The organism is Paraburkholderia sp. SSBN10T, assembly GCF_056619545.1.
In genome coordinates, this window is sequence record NZ_JBWQQI010000007.1 from 1 (window position 1) to 20427 (window position 20427).

The following is a 20427-nucleotide window of genomic DNA, read 5'->3' on the forward strand; positions in this document are numbered from 1 at the left end:
CGCGCTGCGCGCCCCGCCGAAGGGCATAACCCCTTCTTCAGATGTCGTAGGTAGGTATGCCTGAGAAGGCGGGGCTGCCTAGGTTCGCGGCAAATGGTGCGGCCGTGCGGCAGCACCAGGAGCAATGGAATGGACATCTCCTCACCCGGCTAGCGCACGGCGCATAAGCAATTGCACAACGTGCAATTTGCGATGTGCTCGGCATGCCGCCGGCGCCAGCGTACCGCTAGTGGGCAAGCCAGAGATCGTTGGAATATCTATGGGGAGTGTGCAGAAGGCGCTATGCCCAACGGCGGGGCGCGCAGCGCAACGCTGGAACGGATCACGGCCTTGTCGCTCAGTTGAGTGGCGCGAGGGCCGGTCTTCGTGCGGACCATTCCGTGGTGGCCTGAGTGGTGGACACCTACAGGCTAGCGGTTGTCAGCCCGCTTTCTTTGCCTACTTTCTTTGCGGCGGCAAAGAAAGTAGGTGCCGCCCCGCACAGGGGCAACGCTAATAAACCATTAAGAATGCAAGGAAAGGCCAACACCCCATGAACAACAACCAAAAACCAAGGCGCCGCAGGCAAACAACCAACCCACCGCAGGCACCCCCCTCAACCCCTTATAATCAACGATTCCATCGCATTTCAGCAGACTTCCAACAATGAGCGACAACACGCTTGCCAAGAGTTTCGAGCCCCACAACATCGAAGCCCAGTGGGGCCCGGAGTGGGAAAAACGCGCCTACGCCGCGCCGGCGTTCCTCGAGAACCGCAAGAACTTCTCGATCCAGCTCCCGCCGCCGAACGTCACGGGCACCCTCCATATGGGGCACGCCTTCAACCAGACGATCATGGACGGCCTCACCCGCTACCATCGCATGCTCGGCGAAAACACCCTCTGGGTGCCCGGCACCGATCACGCGGGGATCGCCACCCAGATCGTCGTCGAGCGCCAACTCGACGCCCAGGGCGTCTCGCGCCATGACCTCGGCCGCGAAAAGTTCGTCGAACGCGTCTGGGAGTGGAAGCAGCAGTCCGGTTCGACCATCACCAGCCAGGTCCGCCGTCTGGGCGCCTCCATCGACTGGTCGCGCGAATACTTCACCATGGACGACAAGATGTCCGCCGCCGTGCGCGACGTATTCGTCCGTCTGTATGAACAGGGTCTGATCTATCGCGGCAAGCGCCTCGTCAACTGGGATCCGGTCCTCATGACCGCCGTCTCCGACCTCGAAGTCGCCAGCGAAGAAGAAAACGGCCATCTGTGGCATATCCAGTACCCCCTCGCCGACGGCTCAGGGCATCTGACGGTCGCCACCACCCGCCCGGAAACCATGCTCGGCGACGTCGCCGCGATGGTCCATCCGGAAGACGAACGCTACGCCGCCCTGATCGGCAAGATGGTCAAGCTGCCGCTCACCGGCCGCGAAATCCCCATCATCGCCGACGACTACGTCGACCGCGAATTCGGCACCGGCGTCGTCAAGGTCACCCCGGCGCACGATTTCAACGACTATCAGGTCGGCCAGCGCCACAAGCTGCCGCAAATCGAAATCCTCACGCTCGAAGCGAAGATCAACGACAACGCGCCGGAAAAGTACCGCGGTCTCGATCGCTTCGAAGCACGCAAGCAGGTCGTGGCCGATCTCGAAGCCCTCGGCCTGCTCGAGTCCGTCAAGCCGCACAAGCTGATGGTGCCGCGCGGCGACCGCACCGGCGTCGTGCTCGAACCGATGCTCACCGACCAGTGGTTCGTCGCCATGAGCAAGCCGGCCCCGGAAGGCACCTACAATCCCGGCAAGTCGATCGCCGAAGCCGCGCTCGACGTGGTCCGCAACGGCCAGATCAAGTTTGTGCCAGAGAACTGGACCACCACGTACTACCAATGGCTCGAAAACATCCAGGACTGGTGTATCTCGCGCCAACTCTGGTGGGGCCATCAGATTCCGGCGTGGTACGGCGAAAACGGCGAAATCTTCGTGGCGAAGAGCGAAGACGAGGCGCGCGCCCAGGCCGCCGCAAAGGGCTACAGCGGCGCCTTGAAGCGCGACGAAGACGTACTCGATACGTGGTTCTCCTCGGCGCTGGTGCCGTTCTCCTCGCTCGGCTGGCCGAACCAGACGAAGGAACTGGAAGCCTTCCTGCCCTCCTCCGTGCTCGTCACCGGCTTCGACATCATCTTCTTCTGGGTTGCGCGGATGGTCATGATGACCACCCACTTCACCGGCAAGGTGCCGTTCGACACCGTTTATGTGCACGGTCTGGTGCGCGACGCCGAAGGCCAGAAGATGTCGAAGAGCAAGGGCAACACGCTCGACCCGATCGATATCGTCGACGGCATCGACCTCGACTCGCTGGTCGCCAAGCGCACCACCGGCCTGATGAACCCGAAGCAGGCGGCGTCGATCGAGAAGAAGACCCGCAAGGAATTCCCGGACGGCATCCCCGCGTTCGGCACCGACGCCTTGCGTTTCACGATGGCGTCGATGGCCACGCTCGGGCGCAACGTCAACTTCGACCTCGCACGCTGCGAGGGCTACCGCAACTTCTGCAACAAGCTGTGGAACGCCACCCGCTTCGTGCTGATGAACTGCGAAGGCCACGACTGCGGTTTCGGCAAGCCCGCCGATGCTTGTGGCCCGAATGGCGAGGGCAACTGCGGCCCGGGCGCTTATCTCGACTTTTCGCAGGCGGACCGCTGGATCGTCTCGCACCTGCAGCGCGTCGAGGCCGAAGTCGCCAGGGGTTTTGCCGATTACCGCTTCGACAATGTGGCGAACGCCCTATACAAGTTCGTCTGGGACGAATACTGTGACTGGTATCTCGAGCTCGCCAAGGTGCAGATCCAGAGCGGCACGCCGGAACAGCAGCGGGCCACCCGCCGCACCCTGCTGCGTGTGCTCGAGACGGTCCTGCGCCTCGCGCATCCGGTGATTCCGTTCATCACCGAGGCGCTGTGGCAGAAGGTGGCCCCGCTCGCCGACCGTTACCCGCAAGGTAAGGCAGAGGGCGAAGCCTCTATCATGGTGCAGGCTTATCCGGTAGCCGATCTCAGCAAGCTCGACGAGGCCGCCGAACAGTGGGTAGCCGACCTGAAAGCCGTGATCGACGCCTGCCGCAACCTGCGTGGGGAGATGAACCTGTCGCCGGCCACCAAGGTGCCGCTGCTGGCTGCCGGCAATGCGGAACGGCTGCGCACCTTTGCGCCGTACGCCCAGGCGCTGGCGCGTCTGTCGGAAGTGCAGATCATCGCCGACGAAGCCACGCTCGACGCCCAGGCACATGGCGCGCCAATTGCTATCGTTGGAAACGACAAGCTGGTGCTGAAGGTGGAGATCGATGTCGCCGCCGAACGCGAGCGCCTGTCGAAAGAGATAGCGAGACTCACCGCCGAAGTGACGAAGTGCAACGCCAAGCTGCAAAATGAAAGCTTTGTTGCCAAAGCCCCGCCTGCAGTCGTTGAGCAGGAGCAGAAAAGGCTGGCAGAATATGAAACGACCATCGGCAAGCTGAACGCGCAACTTGCGCGCCTGCCGGCCTGATTGATGCTCCACGCCTGTGCCGGTGCACAGGCGCAGCCACCAGAGGACTCAGGGTAATCACATGCTAAAAGTTACAAAAGCGGTATTTCCGGTAGCAGGTCTCGGCACCCGGTTCCTCCCCGCCACCAAGGCGAGCCCGAAGGAAATGCTGCCCATCGTCGACAAGCCGTTGATCCAGTACGCGGTCGAAGAAGCCATGGCGGCCGGCATCACCGAAATGATCTTCGTCACGGGCCGCAGCAAGCGGGCCATTGAAGACCACTTCGACAAGTCGTACGAGATCGAGGCCGAACTCGAAGCGCGCGGCAAGGACAAGCTGCTCGAACTGGTGCGCAGCATCAAGCCGAGCCATGTCGACTGCTTCTACGTGCGTCAGCCCGAGGCGCTCGGCCTCGGCCACGCGGTGATGTGCGCCGAAAAGCTGGTGGGCGACAACCCGTTTGCGGTGATCCTCGCGGACGACCTGCTGTACGGCACGCCGCCCGTGATGGCGCAGATGATCGAGGTGTTCGACCACTATCACAGCTCGGTCATCGGCGTCGAAGAAATCCCGCCGTCGGAGACGAAGTCCTACGGGATCGTCGACGGCAAGGAGTGGGAAGATTCGATTATCAAGATGTCGGGCATCGTCGAGAAGCCGGCGCCGGAAGTCGCGCCGTCGAACCTGGGCGTAGTCGGCCGCTATGTGCTCAAGCCGCGGATTTTCGAGCATCTGCGCGCGCTGAAGCCGGGTGCCGGCGGCGAACTGCAGTTGACGGACGCGATCCAGTCGCTGCTCGCCGACGAACAGGTGCTGGCGTACAAGTATCACGGCACGCGTTTCGACTGCGGCAGCAAGCTCGGTTATCTGAAGGCGACCGTCGAGTTCGCACTGCGCCACCCGGAAGTGGCGGCGGATTTCCAGGAATATCTGCGCACGCGTTCGCCGGTGCTGGAAGGCTGAGCGGACCCTAACACACAAGCGCGGGGAAATCCCGCGCGGCAGACGTCAAAAAGGCGCTGTGCCCGCAAAATGCGGGCACAGCGCCTTTTCTTCTTTCTGCGTGATGCATGAAAGGACGGTGAAAGCGACGCCCGCTCAGCGGCGCCGCATCAAAAACACAAACACCTTGTCCTGCATCGAAACTTCAACGATTTCATTGCCCGTCTGCTTGGCGAAGGCGGCGAAATCGCGCTGCGAGCCGGGATCGGTGGCGAGCACCTTGAGAATCTGGCCGCTTTCCATGTCGGCGAGCGCCTTCTTGGCGCGCAAAATGGGGAGCGGGCAGTTCAGCCCGCGCGCATCGACTTCCTTGTGAACCTGAATTTGCATCGACGATGACCTTCGGGATGAGGCGCCGCGAACGACGCCGGACAGAGGGCCAAATTCTACCGCAGCCGTCATATCCCCGCCCGATGCCGCGCGGATATGACGACGATCACAGAAGCGCTTTCCAGCCCCTTACAGCGTCACCGCCTGCCCGCTGTGCAGCGACTCGCGCAGCGCGCTGCCGATGCGCGTCGCCTCCAGCGCGTCCGCCAGCGTCGCGCCCGCCGACGCCCCACCCTGCACCGCCGCGACAAACGCCCGCGCTTCGTAGAGGAAAGCGTCCTCGAAGCGATCGAAGAAGGTCGGCGTGCATTCGTTGCGAATGCCGCTCGCATCCGTGATCTCGACGCGGTTCAAGCGCGGATTGTGGCCGATCGCCAGCGCGCCCGCCGTGCCGATCACTTCGCTGCCGGTGTCGTTACCGTGCGCCATGGTCCGCGACGCGTAGAACATCGCGAGGCGCCCGTCCTCGAACTCGCAGATCGCGACACCATTGTCGACGTCGCCGAATTCGCGCAAGCCCTCATGCAACGCGACCGTGCCGCTGGCAAACACGCGTTTGGCGCGCGGCTTGCCGAGCAGCCAGCGCGCGACGTCGATGTCGTGCACGGTGCAATCGAGAAAGATCCCGCCCGAAGTCGGCGCAAAACGCACGAAGAAACCGTCTGGATCGTTCTTGTCGGTGGTTTGCGAGCGCACCAGGAACGGCCGGCCGATCACGCCCGCCTCGATCTTCTCGAACGCGTCGCGATAGCTCGGATCGAAACGGCGCATGAAGCCAATGGTTGCCTGCAGGTGCGGATGGCGCTCCGCTTCCGCCAGCACGCGCTCGCACTCGGCCAGATCCAGCGACAGCGGCTTCTCGCAGAACACATGCTTGCCGGCGCGCAGTGCGTCGACGATCTGTTGCGCATGCAACGCCGAGGGCGTCACGAGCCACACCGCGTCGACCTCGCGGTCTTCGAGCAGCGCGGCGTAGTCCTTGTACGCACGCGGCGCCGGCAAAGCCTCGCCAGCCCACGCAAGCTCTTCTTCAAGCGGACTGCAGACCGCGACGAGCGCGGCGCCCGGAACGCGATACGCGAGATTCTCCGCGTGACGCTTGCCGAGCCGCCCGAGTCCGACTACGCCGACCCGCACGGGTTGGCGGCTGGTAGAAACCGTCGCCATCATGCGCCCTCCCCGAGCCGCACCGGCCGCCCTTCACGCCACGAGCGCGTCGCGGCGTCCGCCAGCTCGAGCGCCTTCAGGCCGTCCGCCACCGTGGTGCGAACCGGCTTGCCCTGCGTGACCGCTTCGAAGAAATGCGCGATTTCCGCCGCGTACGCAGCCCGGTAACGCTCCAGGAAAAATGCTTCGGGCACATCGCTCGAAACTGCCGTCTTCGAATAGGCGACCACCTCGGTCGGACGCACGTTGCCGGCCTGCAGCATGCCGTTGCTGCCGAGCACTTCGAAACGCTGATCGTAGCCATAGGCCGCGCGCCGCGCCGTGTTGATCTGGCACAGGCGCCCGCTCTTCGTACGAATCGTCACCGCGGTCGAATCGATGTCGCCCGCCTCGGCAATCGCCGGGTCGCTCAGGCAACTGCCGGTCGCATGCAGCGTCTCGGCTTCGTCGTCGAGAATCCAGCGGAAGATGTCGAAGTCGTGGATCAGCATGTCCTTGAAGATGCCGCCCGAATGCTTGATGTACTCGACCGGCGGCGCCCCCGGATCGCGGCTCGTCACGATCAGCATTTCCGGCGTGCCGATCTCGCCCGCGTCGATGCGCGCTTTCAAGGCGGCAAAAGTCGGATCGAAGCGGCGCTGAAAGCCGATCATGCAGACCACGCCCGCGCGCTCCACGGCTTGCGCGCAGGCACGCGCGCGCTCGAGCGTCAGGTCCACGGGCTTTTCGCAGAAGATATGCTTCTTCTGCGCGGCCGATTGCTGGATCAGATCCGCGTGCGTGTCCGTGCTCGAACAGATCACGGTCGCGCCGACCGAGGCATCGCCCATCGCGCCGTCAATATCCGCGACCTGCGCCCCATGCAAGGCGGCAAGCGAGGCCGCCGCTTCCCGGTTCACGTCCACCACATACTTGAGCCGCACGCCCGGCTGCCGCGCCAGATTGGCCGCATGAATCCGGCCGATGCGCCCTGCACCGAACACTGCTACGTCGATTGTCTTGCCGCCTGCCATCTCAGTCATCGTATCCTCCAGTGTCTTTCGATTCTTCTACGTTCAATTCGAGCTTGTACGCGAGCGCGATGAACAGCGCCTGGCACAGGCAGATCGTGCTGGTCAGCGAGCGGAACGCAAACGCGCTCCCCTCCTTCACATAAAGTTGCGTGGTGGCGTAGCGTGCGAGCGGCGACAACTGGCTGTCGGTAATCACCAGCGTCTTCGCCTGATGATGATGCGCCACGCGCAAGCAGTATTGGGTTTCCTTGCCGTACGGCGCGAAGCTGATCGCGATCACCACGTCGCCCTTCCTGACGCTCCTGATCTGCTCGCGATACATGCCGCCGAAACCGGACACCAGATGCACGCGCTTGGGCGTGTGCTGCAGCGCATAGACGATATAGCTCGCCACCGGAAACGAACGCCGCACGCCGACCACATAGATGTTGTCGGCCTGCTGCAGCATCTTCACGGCGGCGTCGAACTCCGCGTCGTTGAGGCCGGCTTCGAGTTCGTCGAGGCCGCCGCGACAGGCGGCGACGAACTCGCGCGCCACCGCGCCGCCGGACAAGGCCCCCGGTTTTTCGTCGATCAGCTTGCGAATGCGCTGCTGGTAGCTCGGCGACGACGTGCCCTGGCCCGTGTACGCCTGGCGAAACACCGCCTGCAGATCGGAGAAGCCCGAGAAGCCAAAGCGCTGCGCAAAGCGCACCACCGCCGACGGATGCACGCCGCAGCTCGCCGCGATATCGCTGGTGCGATCGACCATCACGCTCGAGCGATGCTGCTCGATATAAGTCGCCACGTTCTTCAACTGACGCGGCAACGACTCGTAGTTTTCCGCGATGCGCTGCATCAAATCTTCGACGCTCGGCAATTCTTCTGTGCTGTCTTCCGCCATGGCTCTTCCTTTGCCGCTTTATTGCGCTGCAAAACGGCCTCCACAAAGGCTCTGTGCACCGCGCTGACGTTGCCGATTATAGGCAGGCGCCCCGCCAAATGGAACATATTTTCCATTTTTCTTTGTCATGAAATTTTCATTGCAACACGACGGAAGATGGCCTAATCTTGGTTCTGAGCGATGGTGTTGCGAGCACGCGTATTCACGCTAAGAGGGCTCGCAGGCATGCGGAAACACCAGACGCTCCCTTCAATAACGAAGACCGAGAAAGGTGGAGACATGAGACTTTGCAATGGCAAGGCAACGCTGAGGATTCTGGTGGCGGCACTGGCGCTGACGACGGGATTGGCCGCCACGAGCGCAGCCCGCGCGGCCGATGCGCACTTCGTACTGATCAGCCACGCACCCGATTCCGATTCCTGGTGGAACACCATCAAGAACGCCATCAAACAGGCCGACGAGGACTTCAACGTCGAGACCGACTACCGCAATCCCCCCAACGGCGACATCGCCGACATGGCCCGCCTGATCGAACAGGCTGCCGCGCGCAACTACGACGGCGTGGCCGTCACCATCGCCGACTACGACGTGCTGAAGGGTTCGATCGGCAAGGTCACCGAAAAGCATATTCCGCTCGTCACGATCAACTCCGGCACCGAGAAGCAAAGCGCCGATCTGGGCGCGATCATGCACATCGGCCAGCCGGAATATGCAGCGGGCAAAGCCGCGGGCGAAAAGGCCAAAGCCGCCGGCGTCAAATCGTTCCTGTGCGTGAACCACTACGCCACCAACCCGGCCTCGTTCGAACGTTGCCGCGGTTTTGCCGACGCGCTCGGCGTCGACTTCAAGACCTCCACGCTCGACGCCGGCACGGACCCGACCGGCATCCAGTCGAAGGTGAGCGCGTATCTGCGCAATCACCCTGACACCGGCGGCGTGCTGGCGCTCGGGCCGCTCTCGGCGGCGCCGACCATCAAGGCGCTGCAGCAGATGGGTCTGGCCGGCAAGCTGTGGTTTGCGACCTTCGACTTTGACGACGACATCGCCAAGGCCATCAAGGACGGCACGATCCAGTTCGCGATCGACCAGCAACCGTACCTGCAGGGCTATATCGCCGTGGCGGTGCTGGCCATCGCGAAGCACGACCACACCACCGACCCGGTGAAGATCCGCCAAATCCTGCAGGCCAACCCCAAGTTCCAGGCGCGTCTGTCCACCTATGGGCTCGCCCCCTCCTATGGTCCGCGCAATATCGGCTCCGGTCCGGGCTTCATTACGAAGGAGAACATCGACAAGGTGATCAAGTACGCAGGTCAGTACCGCTAAGCAATGTTGCATTGAATCCGGGTACGGGAGCACCGTCCCGGCAGGCATGAAGGGAGCGCGGCCAGCCGCCACCGGCCCCGCCGCGCCCGCTTCCCTTCGCAAGGTTCCACTTGCACTTCACTTGCATCAAGCGCCTTTAAGCGTTGCGTCGTCACGACGCGATCCGCCGGCGCATCAAGGAGAGCTTCAATGGGCGTCGCCAACCCTTTCCACGCCAAACATCACCGTTCCGAACAGCAAGCCGGCGCCGCCGCCGGCACCGACGAGCGCGTGCGCCGCGAATCGTGGTTCAAGCATCTGCTGAGCCGTCCGGAATTCGCCGCCCTGGCCGGCACCGTCATGGTGTTCCTGGTGTTCGGGCTTGCGGCCGGCAACTCCGGCATGTTCAACCTCGACGGCGTGATGAACTGGTCGCAGGTTGCCGCGTATCTTGGCATCATCGCGGTCGGCGCCTGCCTGCTGATGATCGCCGGTGAGTTCGACCTCTCGATCGGCTCGATGATCGGCTTTTCCGGCATGATGGTCGCCCTGCCGACCATGTACTTTCACTGGCCGATTGCGCTGTCGATCCTGTTCGCGTTCATCGGTTCGATGCTGCTCGGCGCCCTGAACGGCTACCTGGTGATGCGCACCCGGCTGCCCTCGTTCATCGTGACGCTGGCGTTCCTGTTTATCCTGCGTGGCCTCACGCTCGCCCTCTCGGTGATGTTTGCCGACCGCACCATCATCTCCGGCGTCGGCGACGTCGCCGCACAAGACTGGTTTGCCCACCTGCTGTTCCAGGGCGTCGCCTTCAAGGGGCTGTTCGCCTGGCTCGCACATATCGGCCTCGTGAAGACGCTCGATAACGGCCTGCCGCTCGTGCCGGGGATTCCGAAAGTGCTGCTCTGGTGGTTCGCGCTGGCCGTGGTCTGTGCCTTCACTCTCGCCAAGACGCAGTTCGGCAACTGGATCTTTGCGGTAGGCGGCGACGCCAACGCCGCGAAAAACGTCGGCGTGCCAGTGCGCCGCGTGAAGATCTCGCTGTTCGTGCTGACCGCGTTCTGCTCGTGCCTGTACTCCGTACTGCAGGTGTGCGACATCGGTTCGGCGGCAGCGGACCGCGGCCTGCAAGCGGAATTCGAGGCCATCATCGCCGCGGTGATCGGCGGCACGCTGCTCACGGGCGGCTACGGCTCGGTTGTCGGCGCAAGCTTCGGGGCGTTGATCTTCGGCGTCGTGCAGATCGGCATCACGTATACGAACATCGATTCGGACTGGTTCCGCGTATTCCTCGGCGCGATGCTGCTGTTCGCGGTGCTCTTTAACCATTACGTGCGCAGCCGCGTCGCGGCATCCCGCTAATCGAGGAGATCACGATGAACACCCCATTGAACACGACCCCGGGCACGACAGCGGGTGCGGCACAACCCGCGGACGGCGACTACATCCTCGCGCTGGAAAACGTCAGCCGCTATTTCGGCAACGTGATTGCGCTGAAGGACATCACGCTGCGTTTAAAGCGTGGCGAAGTGCATTGCCTGCTGGGCGACAACGGCGCCGGCAAATCCACCCTGATCAAGACGCTCGCCGGCGTGCACCAGCCGAGCGAAGGCACCTACCTCGTCGACGGCAAGCCGGTGCATTTCACCTCGCCGAAAGACGCGCTCGATCTCGGCATTGCCACCGTCTATCAGGATCTCGCGCTGGTGCCCCTGCTTTCGGTGGCGCGCAACTTCTTCATGGGACGCGAGCCGCAGAAAAAGCTGTTCGGTTTTATCAACGTGATGGATCTCGACCATTGCGCGACCGCCTCGCGCGAGAAGCTCGCGGAAATGGGCATCAACGTGCGCGACCCACATCAGCCGATCGGCACGATGTCGGGCGGCGAAAAGCAGTGCCTCGCGATTGCGCGGGCGATTCACTTCGGCGCGCGCGTGCTGATTCTCGACGAGCCGACAGCGGCGCTCGGAGTAAAGCAGAGCTTCAACGTGCTGAAGCTGATTCATACCGCACGGGCCAAAGGCATCTCGGTGATTTTCATTACGCACAACGTGCACCACGCCTATCCGATCGGCGATTCGTTCACGCTGCTCAACCGCGGCAAGTCGCTCGGCACCTTCACCAAGGACACCATTACCAAGGACGAAGTGCTCGACATGATGGCCGGCGGCGCCGAAATGCAGAAGATGATCGGCGAACTCGAAGGCGCGACGATCTGACTTGCGCGACGAAGCTGCGTCACGAAGTTACGTCAGTCAGGCACCAGGACATACAGGACATTTCATGGCTCTCACCAGCACACCCACGTCAACCGCCGCCAGCCGCTTTGCTCCGGGCCGCAGCCGCGACATCATCTGCCTCGGCCGGCTCGCGGTCGATCTTTACGCCCAGCAGGTCGGCGCGCGGCTCGAAGACGTGTCGAGCTTTGCGAAGTATCTCGGCGGCTCGTCGGCCAATATCGCGTTCGGCTGCGCACGGCTCGGACTCAGCTCGGCGATGCTCGCGCGGGTCGGCAACGACCATATGGGGCGCTTCCTAACCGAAACGCTCAGCAAGGAAGGTTGCGACGCCAGCCACGTGCGCATCGACCATGAGCGCCTGACCGCGCTCGTGCTGCTCGGCCTCAAGGACCGCGATACCTTCCCGTTGATTTTCTACCGCGAAAACTGCGCGGATATGGCCGTGGACGAAGCCGACTTCGACGAAGCCTTCATCGCCTCGGCGAAGGCGCTGCTGATTACCGGCACCCACTTCTCCACCGAGCAGGTGAACCGCACGAGCCGCCGCGCGCTCGATTACGCGCGCCGCAACGGCGTGCGCACCGTGCTCGATATCGACTACCGTCCGGTGCTGTGGGGCCTCACCGGCAAGGCCGATGGCGAGACCCGTTTCGTCGCGAGCGAGGACGTCACCGCGCATATTCAGCGCATCCTGCCCTTGATGGACCTCGTGATCGGCACCGAAGAAGAGTTCCGCATTGCCGGCGGCAAGACCGAACTGATCGACGCGCTCGCGATGGTGCGCGCCGTCACGCCGGCCACGCTGGTGGTCAAGCGCGGTCCGCTCGGCTGCCAGATCATCGACGGCGATGTACCCGCGGCGCTCGACGACGCGCCGATCCATGGCGGCGTCGAGGTCGAAGTATTGAACGTGCTCGGCGCAGGCGATGCGTTTGCCTCCGGCTTCCTGTCTGGCTGGCTGCGCGATCAGCCGCTCGACGCGTGCGCGCGTGCCGCAAACGCGAGCGGTGCGCTGGTCGTGTCGCGTCACGGCTGCGCCCCGGCGATGCCCACGCCGGCCGAACTCGAGTACTTCCTCGCCGAAGCGAAAGCCGACCCGCAACGCATGCGCCGCCCCGACCTCGACGCGAAGCTCGCTCGACTGCACCGCGTCTCGCCTGCCCGCAAGCAATGGAACGAAGTGCTCGGTTTCGCGTTCGATCACCGCAACCAGTTCTTCGATCTGGCGCAGCAGACCGGCGCCGACGAAGCGCGCATCGCGCAATTGAAAAGCCTGTTTGTCGAGGCCGTCGCCCAGACCGAAAGCGCGCTCGGCTTGCAGGGCCGCATCGGCGTGCTGATCGACGACCGCTACGGCCAGGACGCGCTCAACGCGGCCACCGGCCGTGGCTGGTGGATCGGGCGGCCGGTGGAACTGCCGGGTTCCGTGCCGCTCGTGTTCGACCACGGACGCTCGATCGGCACTTCGCTGATCAGTTGGCCGCAAGAGCATGTGGTGAAGTGCCTCGTGCAATACCACCCCGACGAGCCTATCGAGCAGCGGCTCGAACAGGAAGCGCAATTGCGCGCGCTCTACAATGCGACCCAGGCGAGCGGCCATGAGCTGCTGCTCGAAGTGATTCCGCCGAAGCACGCGCATCTGCCGGGCGGCTCCGATATCGTGTATCGCGCGTTGAAACGCCTGTACAACATCGGCATCTATCCGGAGTGGTGGAAACTCGAACCGATGGAAGCCGCGCAATGGCAGGCTGTCGATGCGCTGATTGCCGAACGCGATCCGTACTGCCGTGGCGTGGTGCTGCTCGGACTGTCGGCGGCGGTCGAACAACTGAACGAAGGCTTTCGTGCGGCGGCGCAATCGGCAACCTGCCGGGGCTTCACGGTCGGCCGGACGATTTTCCATGAACCCAGCCATGCGTGGCTCGCAGGCTCGATTGGCGACGACGAACTGATCGCGCGGGTAAGACAGACCTTCGAAACCCTGATCGCCGCATGGCGCGCCACGCGCGGCGACTCCGCGGCACGCAGCACGACGCCGCCTATCGTTCACCAGGAGCAGGCTGCATGAACCAGCGCATCTTGCATCACGATCCCACCTCCACTCATCATGCGTCCGCTGCTGCATCGCCTGCGCCGACGCCGGGCACGGTGCGGCTTACCACCGCCCAGGCGCTGGTGCGCTACCTCGCCGCGCAGCGTGTCAGGAGCGAGGATGGAAGCAGCACCGAGCCGCTGTTCGGCGGCGTCTTCGCGATCTTCGGGCACGGCAACGTCGCGGGGATTGGCGAAGCGCTGTACCAGCATCGTCGTGAGCTGCCGACGCTGCGCGCACACAACGAGCAGGCGATGGCGCATAGCGCGATTGCGTATGCGAAGGCGCATTTCCGGCGCCGGATGATGGCGGTCACCACCTCCATCGGCCCCGGCGCGACGAACCTGCTGACCGCCGCGGCGCTGGCCCACGTGAACCGTTTGCCGATCCTGCTGCTGCCCGGCGACACGTTCGTCTCGCGCGCCCCCGATCCGGTTTTGCAGCAGGTCGAAGACTTTCACGACGGCGGCATTTCGGCCAACGACGCGTTCAAGCCCGTGTCGCGCTACTTCGACCGCATCGTGCATCCGGCGCAATTGCTGAGCGCGCTGCCGCGCGCGCTGCGCGTGCTGACCGACGCCGCGCTATGCGGCCCGGTTACGCTGGCGCTGCCGCAAGACGTGCAGGCCGCCGCATGGGATTTTCCCGCTGACTTCTTCGAACCGCGCGTGGTCGGCTTCCATACGCCTGCGCCGATTGCCGAAGAAATCGGCGCCGCGCTCGAACGCTTGCGACGTGCGAGCCGGCCGCTGATCGTAGCCGGCGGCGGCGTGCTGTATGGACAAGCCACCCAGGCGCTGCATGCATTTGCCACTGCGCACGGCATTCCCGTGGCTGAGACCCAGGCGGGCAAAGGCGCGCTGGCATGGAACGACCCGCTCAACGCAGGCGCGCTCGGCGTGACCGGCTCGCCGGCGGCCAACGCCCTCGCGCACGATGCCGATTGTGTGCTGGCCATCGGCACGCGTCTGCAGGATTTCACCACCGGCTCGAACACACTGTTTACGCAAGCCGACGTCATTGGCATCAATGCGAATGCGTTCGATGGCCTCAAGCATCGCGCGCTCGTGGTGCAGGCCGATGCGCGCCTCGCGCTCGAGGCACTCGCTGCGCAGCTCAGTGGCTGGCATGCCGATCCTGCGTGGAGCTCACGCGCCCGCAAGCTCGCAGCAGGCTGGCGCGACGCGGTCGGCATGCTCACGCATGCGCCGCAACACGAGGCCGTCTTGCCCTATGACGCGGACGTGATCGGCGCGGTGCAGCGCTCGAGCGCCACCTCTGCCACGGACGATATCGTCGTGTGCGCGGCCGGCACGCTGCCCGCCGAGTTGCACAAGCTGTGGCGCGCGGGCCGTCCCGGTGCGTATCACGTCGAATACGGCTATTCGTGCATGGGCTACGAGATTGCCGGCGGCCTTGGCGCGAAGCTGGCCCGCCCGGAGCACGAGGTCATCGTGATGGTCGGCGACGGCAGTTATCTGATGATGAACAGCGAGATCGCCACCTCGGTGATGCTCGGCGCCAAGCTGATCATCGTCGTGCTCGACAATCGCGGCTACGGGTGTATCAACCGCCTGCAACAGGCCTGCGGCGGCGCTCCGTTCAACAATATGTTCGACGATTGCCAGCAAGGACCGCTAGGCGCCCCGCCGATCGATTTCGCGGCGCACGCGCGCTCGCTCGGCGCACAAGCGGAACACGTTGCGAATGTCGGCGAACTTGAAGCGGCGCTGCAACGCGCGCGCGCCGCGGACCGCACGTATCTGATCAGCATCGACACCGACGCCGCCCGCACCACCGACGACGGCGGCTGGTGGTGGGAAGTGGCCGTGCCGGAAGTATCGGAGCGCGAGAGCGTGCGCGCGGCGCGTGCGCACTACGAAGCCCAGATTGCCGAGCGCGCCCGGGGCGCCGGCGACACCGAAACCGATTGAGGACACTCGCATGGCTCAGTTCGAAGTACGCATTGGCATCAACCCGCTGTCGTGGATGAACGACGACCTGCCGTCGTTGGGCGGCGAAACGCCGCTCGAAGTTGCGCTGACCGAAGGACGCGCGATCGGCTATGACGGGTTCGAGCTCGGCAACAAGTTTCCGCGCGAACCGCAGGCTTTGAAAGCGCTGCTCGCGCAATACGACCTGGCGCTCGTCTCCGGCTGGTATTCGGGCAAGCTGGCGAAGCGCAGCGTCGCAGAAGAGATTGCGTCGGTGGACGCGCATCTGGAACTGCTGTCGCGCAACGGAGCGACGGTGATGGTGTACGGCGAGGTAGCCGATTCGATCCAGGGCGCACCGCAACCGCTCTACCAGCGGCCGCGTTTCTTTAGCGAAGCGCAGTGGGACGCCTATGCCGCCCGCGTAGACGAATTCGCCCACTATACATTGAGCCGCGGCGTGCGGCTCGCGTACCACCACCACATGGGCGCATACGTCGAGACGCCGGCCGACGTCGACAACCTGATGTCGCGCACGAGCGAGGCCGTCGGCCTGCTGTTCGATGCCGGCCACATTACGTTTGCCGGCGGCGATCCGGTCGCGGTGCTCGACAGGCATATCGGGCGCGTGTGCCACGTGCATTGCAAGGACGTGCGCCCGGCCGTGATGAAACTGGCGCGCAATCGCAACTGGAGTTTTCTGGACTCGGTGATCAACGGCGCGTTCACGGTTCCGGGTGACGGCACGATCGATTTCCCGTCGATTATCGAGCGCCTGAAACGACATGGTTATCGCGGCTGGCTGGTGGTCGAGGCAGAGCAGGACCCGATCATTGCGCCATCGTACGCGTACGCGGAGAAGGGATACCGGACATTGCGATCACTGGTGGACGCGCCGCTCGATGCGGGCACGTCTGCCACGAAGGAGGCAGCATGAGTTTGCTGGTGAAGGCACAGCGCGAGGGCCAGACGATCGCGCGGGTGACGCCGGAGACGGCGGCATGGCGGTATGTGGGTTTCGCGGCGTATCGGTTGGGCACGAACGAGGTCGTGCATGTGTTCGAGACGGCGCGGGAAGTGTGTATTGTGGTGCTGGCGGGCGCGGTGGATGTCGAGACTGCGGATCAGAAGTGGAGTGGTCTCGGCTCACGTGACAGTGTGTTTGAGGATGCCGCGCCCTATGCGGTGTATTTGCCGCCTGGGGTACGAGCCACGGTGCGGGCGGTGCGCGATGCGGAGGTGGGAGTGGCTAGCGCGCCCGCCAAGGGTGAATTTCCGGTGCGGTTGATCGAGCCGTCGCAGATGAAGCGTTCCACGCGAGGTAAGGGGCTTAATACGCGGTATGTTTGCGATATCTTGCCCCAGACTGACGATGCCGAGTCTTTGCTGGTTGTTGAGGTTCGGACGCCTGGTGGGCATGCTTCCAGCTATCCTCCGCATAAGCATGACAGCGACAACGTGCCGTTCGAGAGCTCGCTGGAGGAGACTTATTATCATCGGCTCGATCCGGCGCAGGGGTTTGCGTTTCAGCGGGTGTATACCGATTCGCGTGATATCGATGAGTCGATGGCTGTCGAGGATCATGATGTTGTTATGGTTCCTCGTGGGTATCATCCGGTTGTGGTTCCCTATGGGTATGATTCGTACTACCTAAATGTTATGGCTGGGAAGCAGCGGGTTTGGCATTTCAAGAACGATCCGGCGCATGAGTGGATTATTAATAAGGAATGAGGTTTTGCCTTGCAGGGGGCCTTGGGGTTTTGCCTGCGGCGCCTTGGTTTTGGTTGTTGTTCTTGCTGTTTTGGCCTTTCCTTGTTTTCTTATCGGTCTATTGGCGTTGCCCCTGTGCGGGGCGGCACCTACTTTTCTTTGCCGCCGCAAAGAAAAGTAGGCAAAAGAAAGCGGGCTGACAACCGCCAGCCCGTAGGTGTCCACCACTTAGGCCAACGCGAAGTGGTCCGCACGAGGAGCGGCCCTCGCACCCTCCGCGTTAGTGACAAGGCCGTCATCCGTTCCAGCGTTGCGCTACGCGCCCCGCCGAAGGGCATAACTCCTTATTCAGACGTCGTCGTAGGTGGGTATGCCTGAGAAGGCGTGGCTGCCAGGGTTCGCAGCAAATGGTCCGGCCGCACCAGGAACAATGGCATGGACTCCACCTCACCCGGCTAGCGCACGACGCATGAGTAATTGCGCAACACGCAATTAGCGATATGGTCGACACGCCGCCAGCGCCAGCGCGCCGATAGTGGGCAGGCCATAGATAGTTAGAATCCCTATGGAGTCTGCAGAAGGCGTTATGCCCGACGGCGGGGCGCGTAGCGCAACGCTGGAACGGATGACGGCCTTGTCACTTGCGCGGACGGTGCGAGGGCCGCTCCTCGTGCGGACCATTCCGCGGTGACCTGAGTGGCGGACACCTACGGGCTAGCGGTTGTCAGCCCGCTTTCTTTGCTTACTTTCTTTGCGGCGGCAAAGAAAGTAAGTGCCGCCCCGCACAGGGGCAACGCCAATAAACCAATAACAAAACAAGGAAAAGCCAACACCACAAACAAACCAACAAAGAGCAAGGCGCCGCAGGCAAACAACCAGGCCGCCTGCAAGGCAAAAACAATAACTATTTCCTCCGTGCCAGATCAACCCGAAGCCCCCCATCCTCCCCCATCCAAACCCGCCCTTTGGCAACATCACGCCGATAAGCATAGAGGTCAAACCGCATACCATGAGGAGCACTACTATCCTGAATCAAGGTCCGCCCATTCACGACAAGCGAATCAAACATCTTGATATCACCGGACTCGATCCAGACATAACTCTGCCCCGCCCCTGCGGGCGGCCGCGCGACAACGGCCCCACTCTCGCACCGAAACTTGAGCACAAGCCCTTCATCGGTCACAGTAGCACTCGCCAGATGCCCCTGCAAAACCGGCGGCGGAAAAACCGTGTACTGATCGAACACAAGCTGGTTCCCCTGTAATTCAACACCCTTGCGCACGAAGGGCGTCAAAGAAGCCAGCGGTATATTCAATGCCCTCAACATCCCCGCCTGCGGCACGCCCAACACCTTCACCGAGGTCGGCTCATACACCAGGTGCCGCTCATCCCGCGCCGCGATCGTCCCGCGCATCGTCGTCGGCAACCACATACCCGGGAAGTGGTTCCATAGCTTGATGCCGCCCGTCACCTGCAACGCGCCGTTCTCCGGCGTCAACGTCAGATCGTTCAGCGAACGCGGCTCGTAGTCCAGCAGATAATCGTTGAACAACGCCGCCATCGCCGGCCACGGTTCCACGACCTCACCGCCAATGACGCGGATGTCGTACTGCTCAGGATCGTCCAGATCGACCGGCTGGCCCGGCTTCTTCGGCACCATCTGTGCATCCAGCGAGCGCACGTGAAAGCCGATTCGACCCGAGACGAAGAAATCCACGTTCTGCATATGGATCAGCGGCGCCGGCCCCGGCGAGTGTCGTTCGTCCGTGATCGCCGAACCCGGTGTCAGCGTGTTTGTGCCGGAAAACGCAGTCCGGGTTCCGACAGGAATGGTGCGTGCTTCCAGCGTGCGCAATTCAGGCGGCACGCTGCGCCATTGTGCGCGCGCCGCCGCAAGCGAGGCCTGCTGCGCGCGAATGAAGCTGTCGTTAAAGCGTGCGCTTGCGCTGCCGGTTTGTTGGGCGGCATCGTTTGATGTGCTCGCCAACGTGTCGAACGACGGTAGATGCACATCGAGTGCTCCCGCTTCGTCGAAGGTGAAATAGCCCGCCGCCATCTGCTCGCGGTAGTGGTACAGGTCCAGCACGAAGGGGGTGTTTGCATCCAGCGGCGTCAACGCCATGTCGATGTTCATCGGTATCGAACGCATGAACTTCACGTCGCCGCCTTCCACCAGCATGCCGCGCGGCGGCATCGCGGCGGGCCACGCGATGCTTTGCAGCGTATGGTCGTCAAGCGTAAAGCGCACGCCGGCGGCCGACGTGTCGATCTGCGTGATCGTCATGCGTAGTGCCGGCGGCGGCGTCAGTCTGGCGACCTGCATCACCACGTCGTCGCCCTCGAGGCGGGCAATCGGCGTATCTACTTTCAGCAGGTCCGCCATCTTGACGTGCGCGGCCTGCATCAGCTTGTCCGCGGCGACGCCGGCCACCTCCACGTGGTCCGGGTGGAACACGAGTTCCTCCCGGTTGCGCATCGACAACGTGCCGCTCAGTACGATCGGCACCCAGCCGTCGCGGTGCATTTCGCCGGTAATGCGCAACGTGCCGCCGTCCTGCGGCACCACTCGCATGTTGCGCAGCGGCGAGCCCTGGTACTGGAACAGATAGCGGTTGAAAATCGCCGTCAGCCTGGCGCTATCGAGTGTGACGTCGCCGCGGTGCACGTCGATCACAACGCTGGTCGGATCGTCGAACACAATCGGCGCGCCCGCATGCGTCGGGGTCAGCGTCGCGGCCATATCGTGGATCATGAAGCCGATGTCGCCGATCACACGGAAATCCACGTCGCGCGCGAACATCATCGAGCCGTCAATGCCGGAGTCGCGCAGCGTCAACGGACGCACGCGTTGTTCCGTCAAACCGCTGGCCGCCGGCACACGCGCGGCAATGCGCTGTTCTTCGGCAAGCTGGCGTTGTTTGGCGAGTTCGAGTGCAGGACGCGTGGCAGGCGCGTTTGCGTCGGACGAAGACGCGTCGCTTGCAACAGCCTGCTGTCCTTGCGTCAGGCGCGGCTGTTCGGGTAGTCCGTCGGCGCCTGTAGCGGCGGCGGTCAGCGCAGCGGCGCCTGGGCCAGACGTCGCTGACGCGTCACTCGCCGATGAACTCGCATCCGCACAGGCCGAGACGAGCAATGTCATCGTGACGAGTACAGCACCCGGCCCGCATCGCGCGTAACTTGCTGGGCGTGTCCGTTGCGGCGGTGGTGCGTCGTCGGCGACGAACCATCCGCTCGCAGCGGACG

At 63.5% G+C, this 20427-nt stretch carries 14 protein-coding genes; 9 read left to right on the forward strand and 5 right to left on the reverse strand.

All coding sequences use genetic code 11. The features are described 5' to 3' along the window. The first annotated feature begins 645 nt into the window (after positions 1 to 645). Both AC1ECK_RS12570 and galU read left to right on the forward strand, forming a co-directional pair. Complete coding sequence (locus AC1ECK_RS12570; protein WP_480319468.1) at positions 646 to 3525, forward strand: valine--tRNA ligase; 2880 nt, start codon at positions 646 to 648, stop codon at positions 3523 to 3525. Between the two features lie 61 nt (positions 3526 to 3586). Beyond that, positions 3587 to 4468, forward strand: coding sequence for a UTP--glucose-1-phosphate uridylyltransferase GalU (gene galU, locus AC1ECK_RS12575; protein ID WP_480319470.1), 882 nt, complete (start codon positions 3587 to 3589; stop codon positions 4466 to 4468). Between the two features lie 135 nt (positions 4469 to 4603). Here the strand turns inward: galU and AC1ECK_RS12580 are convergent, their stop codons facing one another. The 4 genes from AC1ECK_RS12580 to AC1ECK_RS12595 all read right to left on the reverse strand — a co-directional run bounded on the left by AC1ECK_RS12580 (position 4604) and on the right by AC1ECK_RS12595 (position 7900). Next, the gene (locus AC1ECK_RS12580; protein ID WP_480320109.1) at positions 4604 to 4831 is read right to left on the reverse strand and encodes a sulfurtransferase TusA family protein; all 228 of its coding nucleotides are present in this window, start codon (positions 4829 to 4831) and stop codon (positions 4604 to 4606) included. A gap of 135 nt (positions 4832 to 4966) precedes the next feature. Beyond that, complete coding sequence (locus AC1ECK_RS12585; RefSeq protein ID WP_480319472.1) at positions 4967 to 6007, reverse strand: Gfo/Idh/MocA family oxidoreductase; 1041 nt, start codon at positions 6005 to 6007, stop codon at positions 4967 to 4969. Beyond that, complete coding sequence (gene iolG, locus AC1ECK_RS12590; protein WP_480319474.1) at positions 6004 to 7026, reverse strand: inositol 2-dehydrogenase; 1023 nt, start codon at positions 7024 to 7026, stop codon at positions 6004 to 6006. The genes AC1ECK_RS12585 and iolG overlap by 4 nt, the downstream gene beginning before the upstream one ends. Beyond that, positions 7019 to 7900, reverse strand: coding sequence for a MurR/RpiR family transcriptional regulator (locus AC1ECK_RS12595; protein ID WP_090684196.1), 882 nt, complete (start codon positions 7898 to 7900; stop codon positions 7019 to 7021). The genes iolG and AC1ECK_RS12595 overlap by 8 nt, the downstream gene beginning before the upstream one ends. A 279-nt stretch (positions 7901 to 8179) precedes the next feature. Between AC1ECK_RS12595 and AC1ECK_RS12600 the strand changes: the two genes are divergently transcribed. The 7 genes from AC1ECK_RS12600 to iolB all read left to right on the forward strand — a co-directional run bounded on the left by AC1ECK_RS12600 (position 8180) and on the right by iolB (position 17205). Then, on the forward strand, positions 8180 to 9226 hold the full coding sequence (locus AC1ECK_RS12600; RefSeq protein WP_480319476.1) for a sugar ABC transporter substrate-binding protein: 1047 nt from the start codon (positions 8180 to 8182) through the stop codon (positions 9224 to 9226). Positions 9227 to 9415: 189 nt separating this feature from the next. Continuing rightward, on the forward strand, positions 9416 to 10570 hold the full coding sequence (locus tag AC1ECK_RS12605; protein WP_480319478.1) for an ABC transporter permease: 1155 nt from the start codon (positions 9416 to 9418) through the stop codon (positions 10568 to 10570). 14 nt (positions 10571 to 10584) lie between these two features. Continuing rightward, positions 10585 to 11427 carry an ATP-binding cassette domain-containing protein gene (locus AC1ECK_RS12610; protein ID WP_480319480.1) on the forward strand — a complete coding sequence of 281 codons (843 nt, stop codon included), beginning with the start codon at positions 10585 to 10587 and terminating at the stop codon, positions 11425 to 11427. A 64-nt stretch (positions 11428 to 11491) separates the two neighbouring features. Further along, positions 11492 to 13516 carry a bifunctional 5-dehydro-2-deoxygluconokinase/5-dehydro-2-deoxyphosphogluconate aldolase gene (locus AC1ECK_RS12615; RefSeq protein WP_480319483.1) on the forward strand — a complete coding sequence of 675 codons (2025 nt, stop codon included), beginning with the start codon at positions 11492 to 11494 and terminating at the stop codon, positions 13514 to 13516. Further along, complete coding sequence (gene iolD, locus AC1ECK_RS12620; protein ID WP_480319487.1) at positions 13513 to 15474, forward strand: 3D-(3,5/4)-trihydroxycyclohexane-1,2-dione acylhydrolase (decyclizing); 1962 nt, start codon at positions 13513 to 13515, stop codon at positions 15472 to 15474. The genes AC1ECK_RS12615 and iolD overlap by 4 nt, the downstream gene beginning before the upstream one ends. Before the next feature lie 10 nt (positions 15475 to 15484). Then, complete coding sequence (gene iolE / locus AC1ECK_RS12625) at positions 15485 to 16411, forward strand: myo-inosose-2 dehydratase (RefSeq protein ID WP_480319489.1); 927 nt, start codon at positions 15485 to 15487, stop codon at positions 16409 to 16411. Continuing rightward, positions 16408 to 17205 (forward strand): 5-deoxy-glucuronate isomerase, encoded by a 798-nt coding sequence (gene iolB, locus AC1ECK_RS12630; protein WP_480319491.1) that lies wholly within the window; start codon positions 16408 to 16410, stop codon positions 17203 to 17205. Before iolE ends, iolB begins: the two co-directional genes overlap by 4 nt. An 883-nt stretch (positions 17206 to 18088) precedes the next feature. Here iolB and AC1ECK_RS12635 read toward each other — a convergent pair. Continuing rightward, complete coding sequence (locus tag AC1ECK_RS12635) at positions 18089 to 20323, reverse strand: hypothetical protein (RefSeq protein ID WP_480320111.1); 2235 nt, start codon at positions 20321 to 20323, stop codon at positions 18089 to 18091. Positions 20324 to 20427 lie beyond the last annotated feature (104 nt).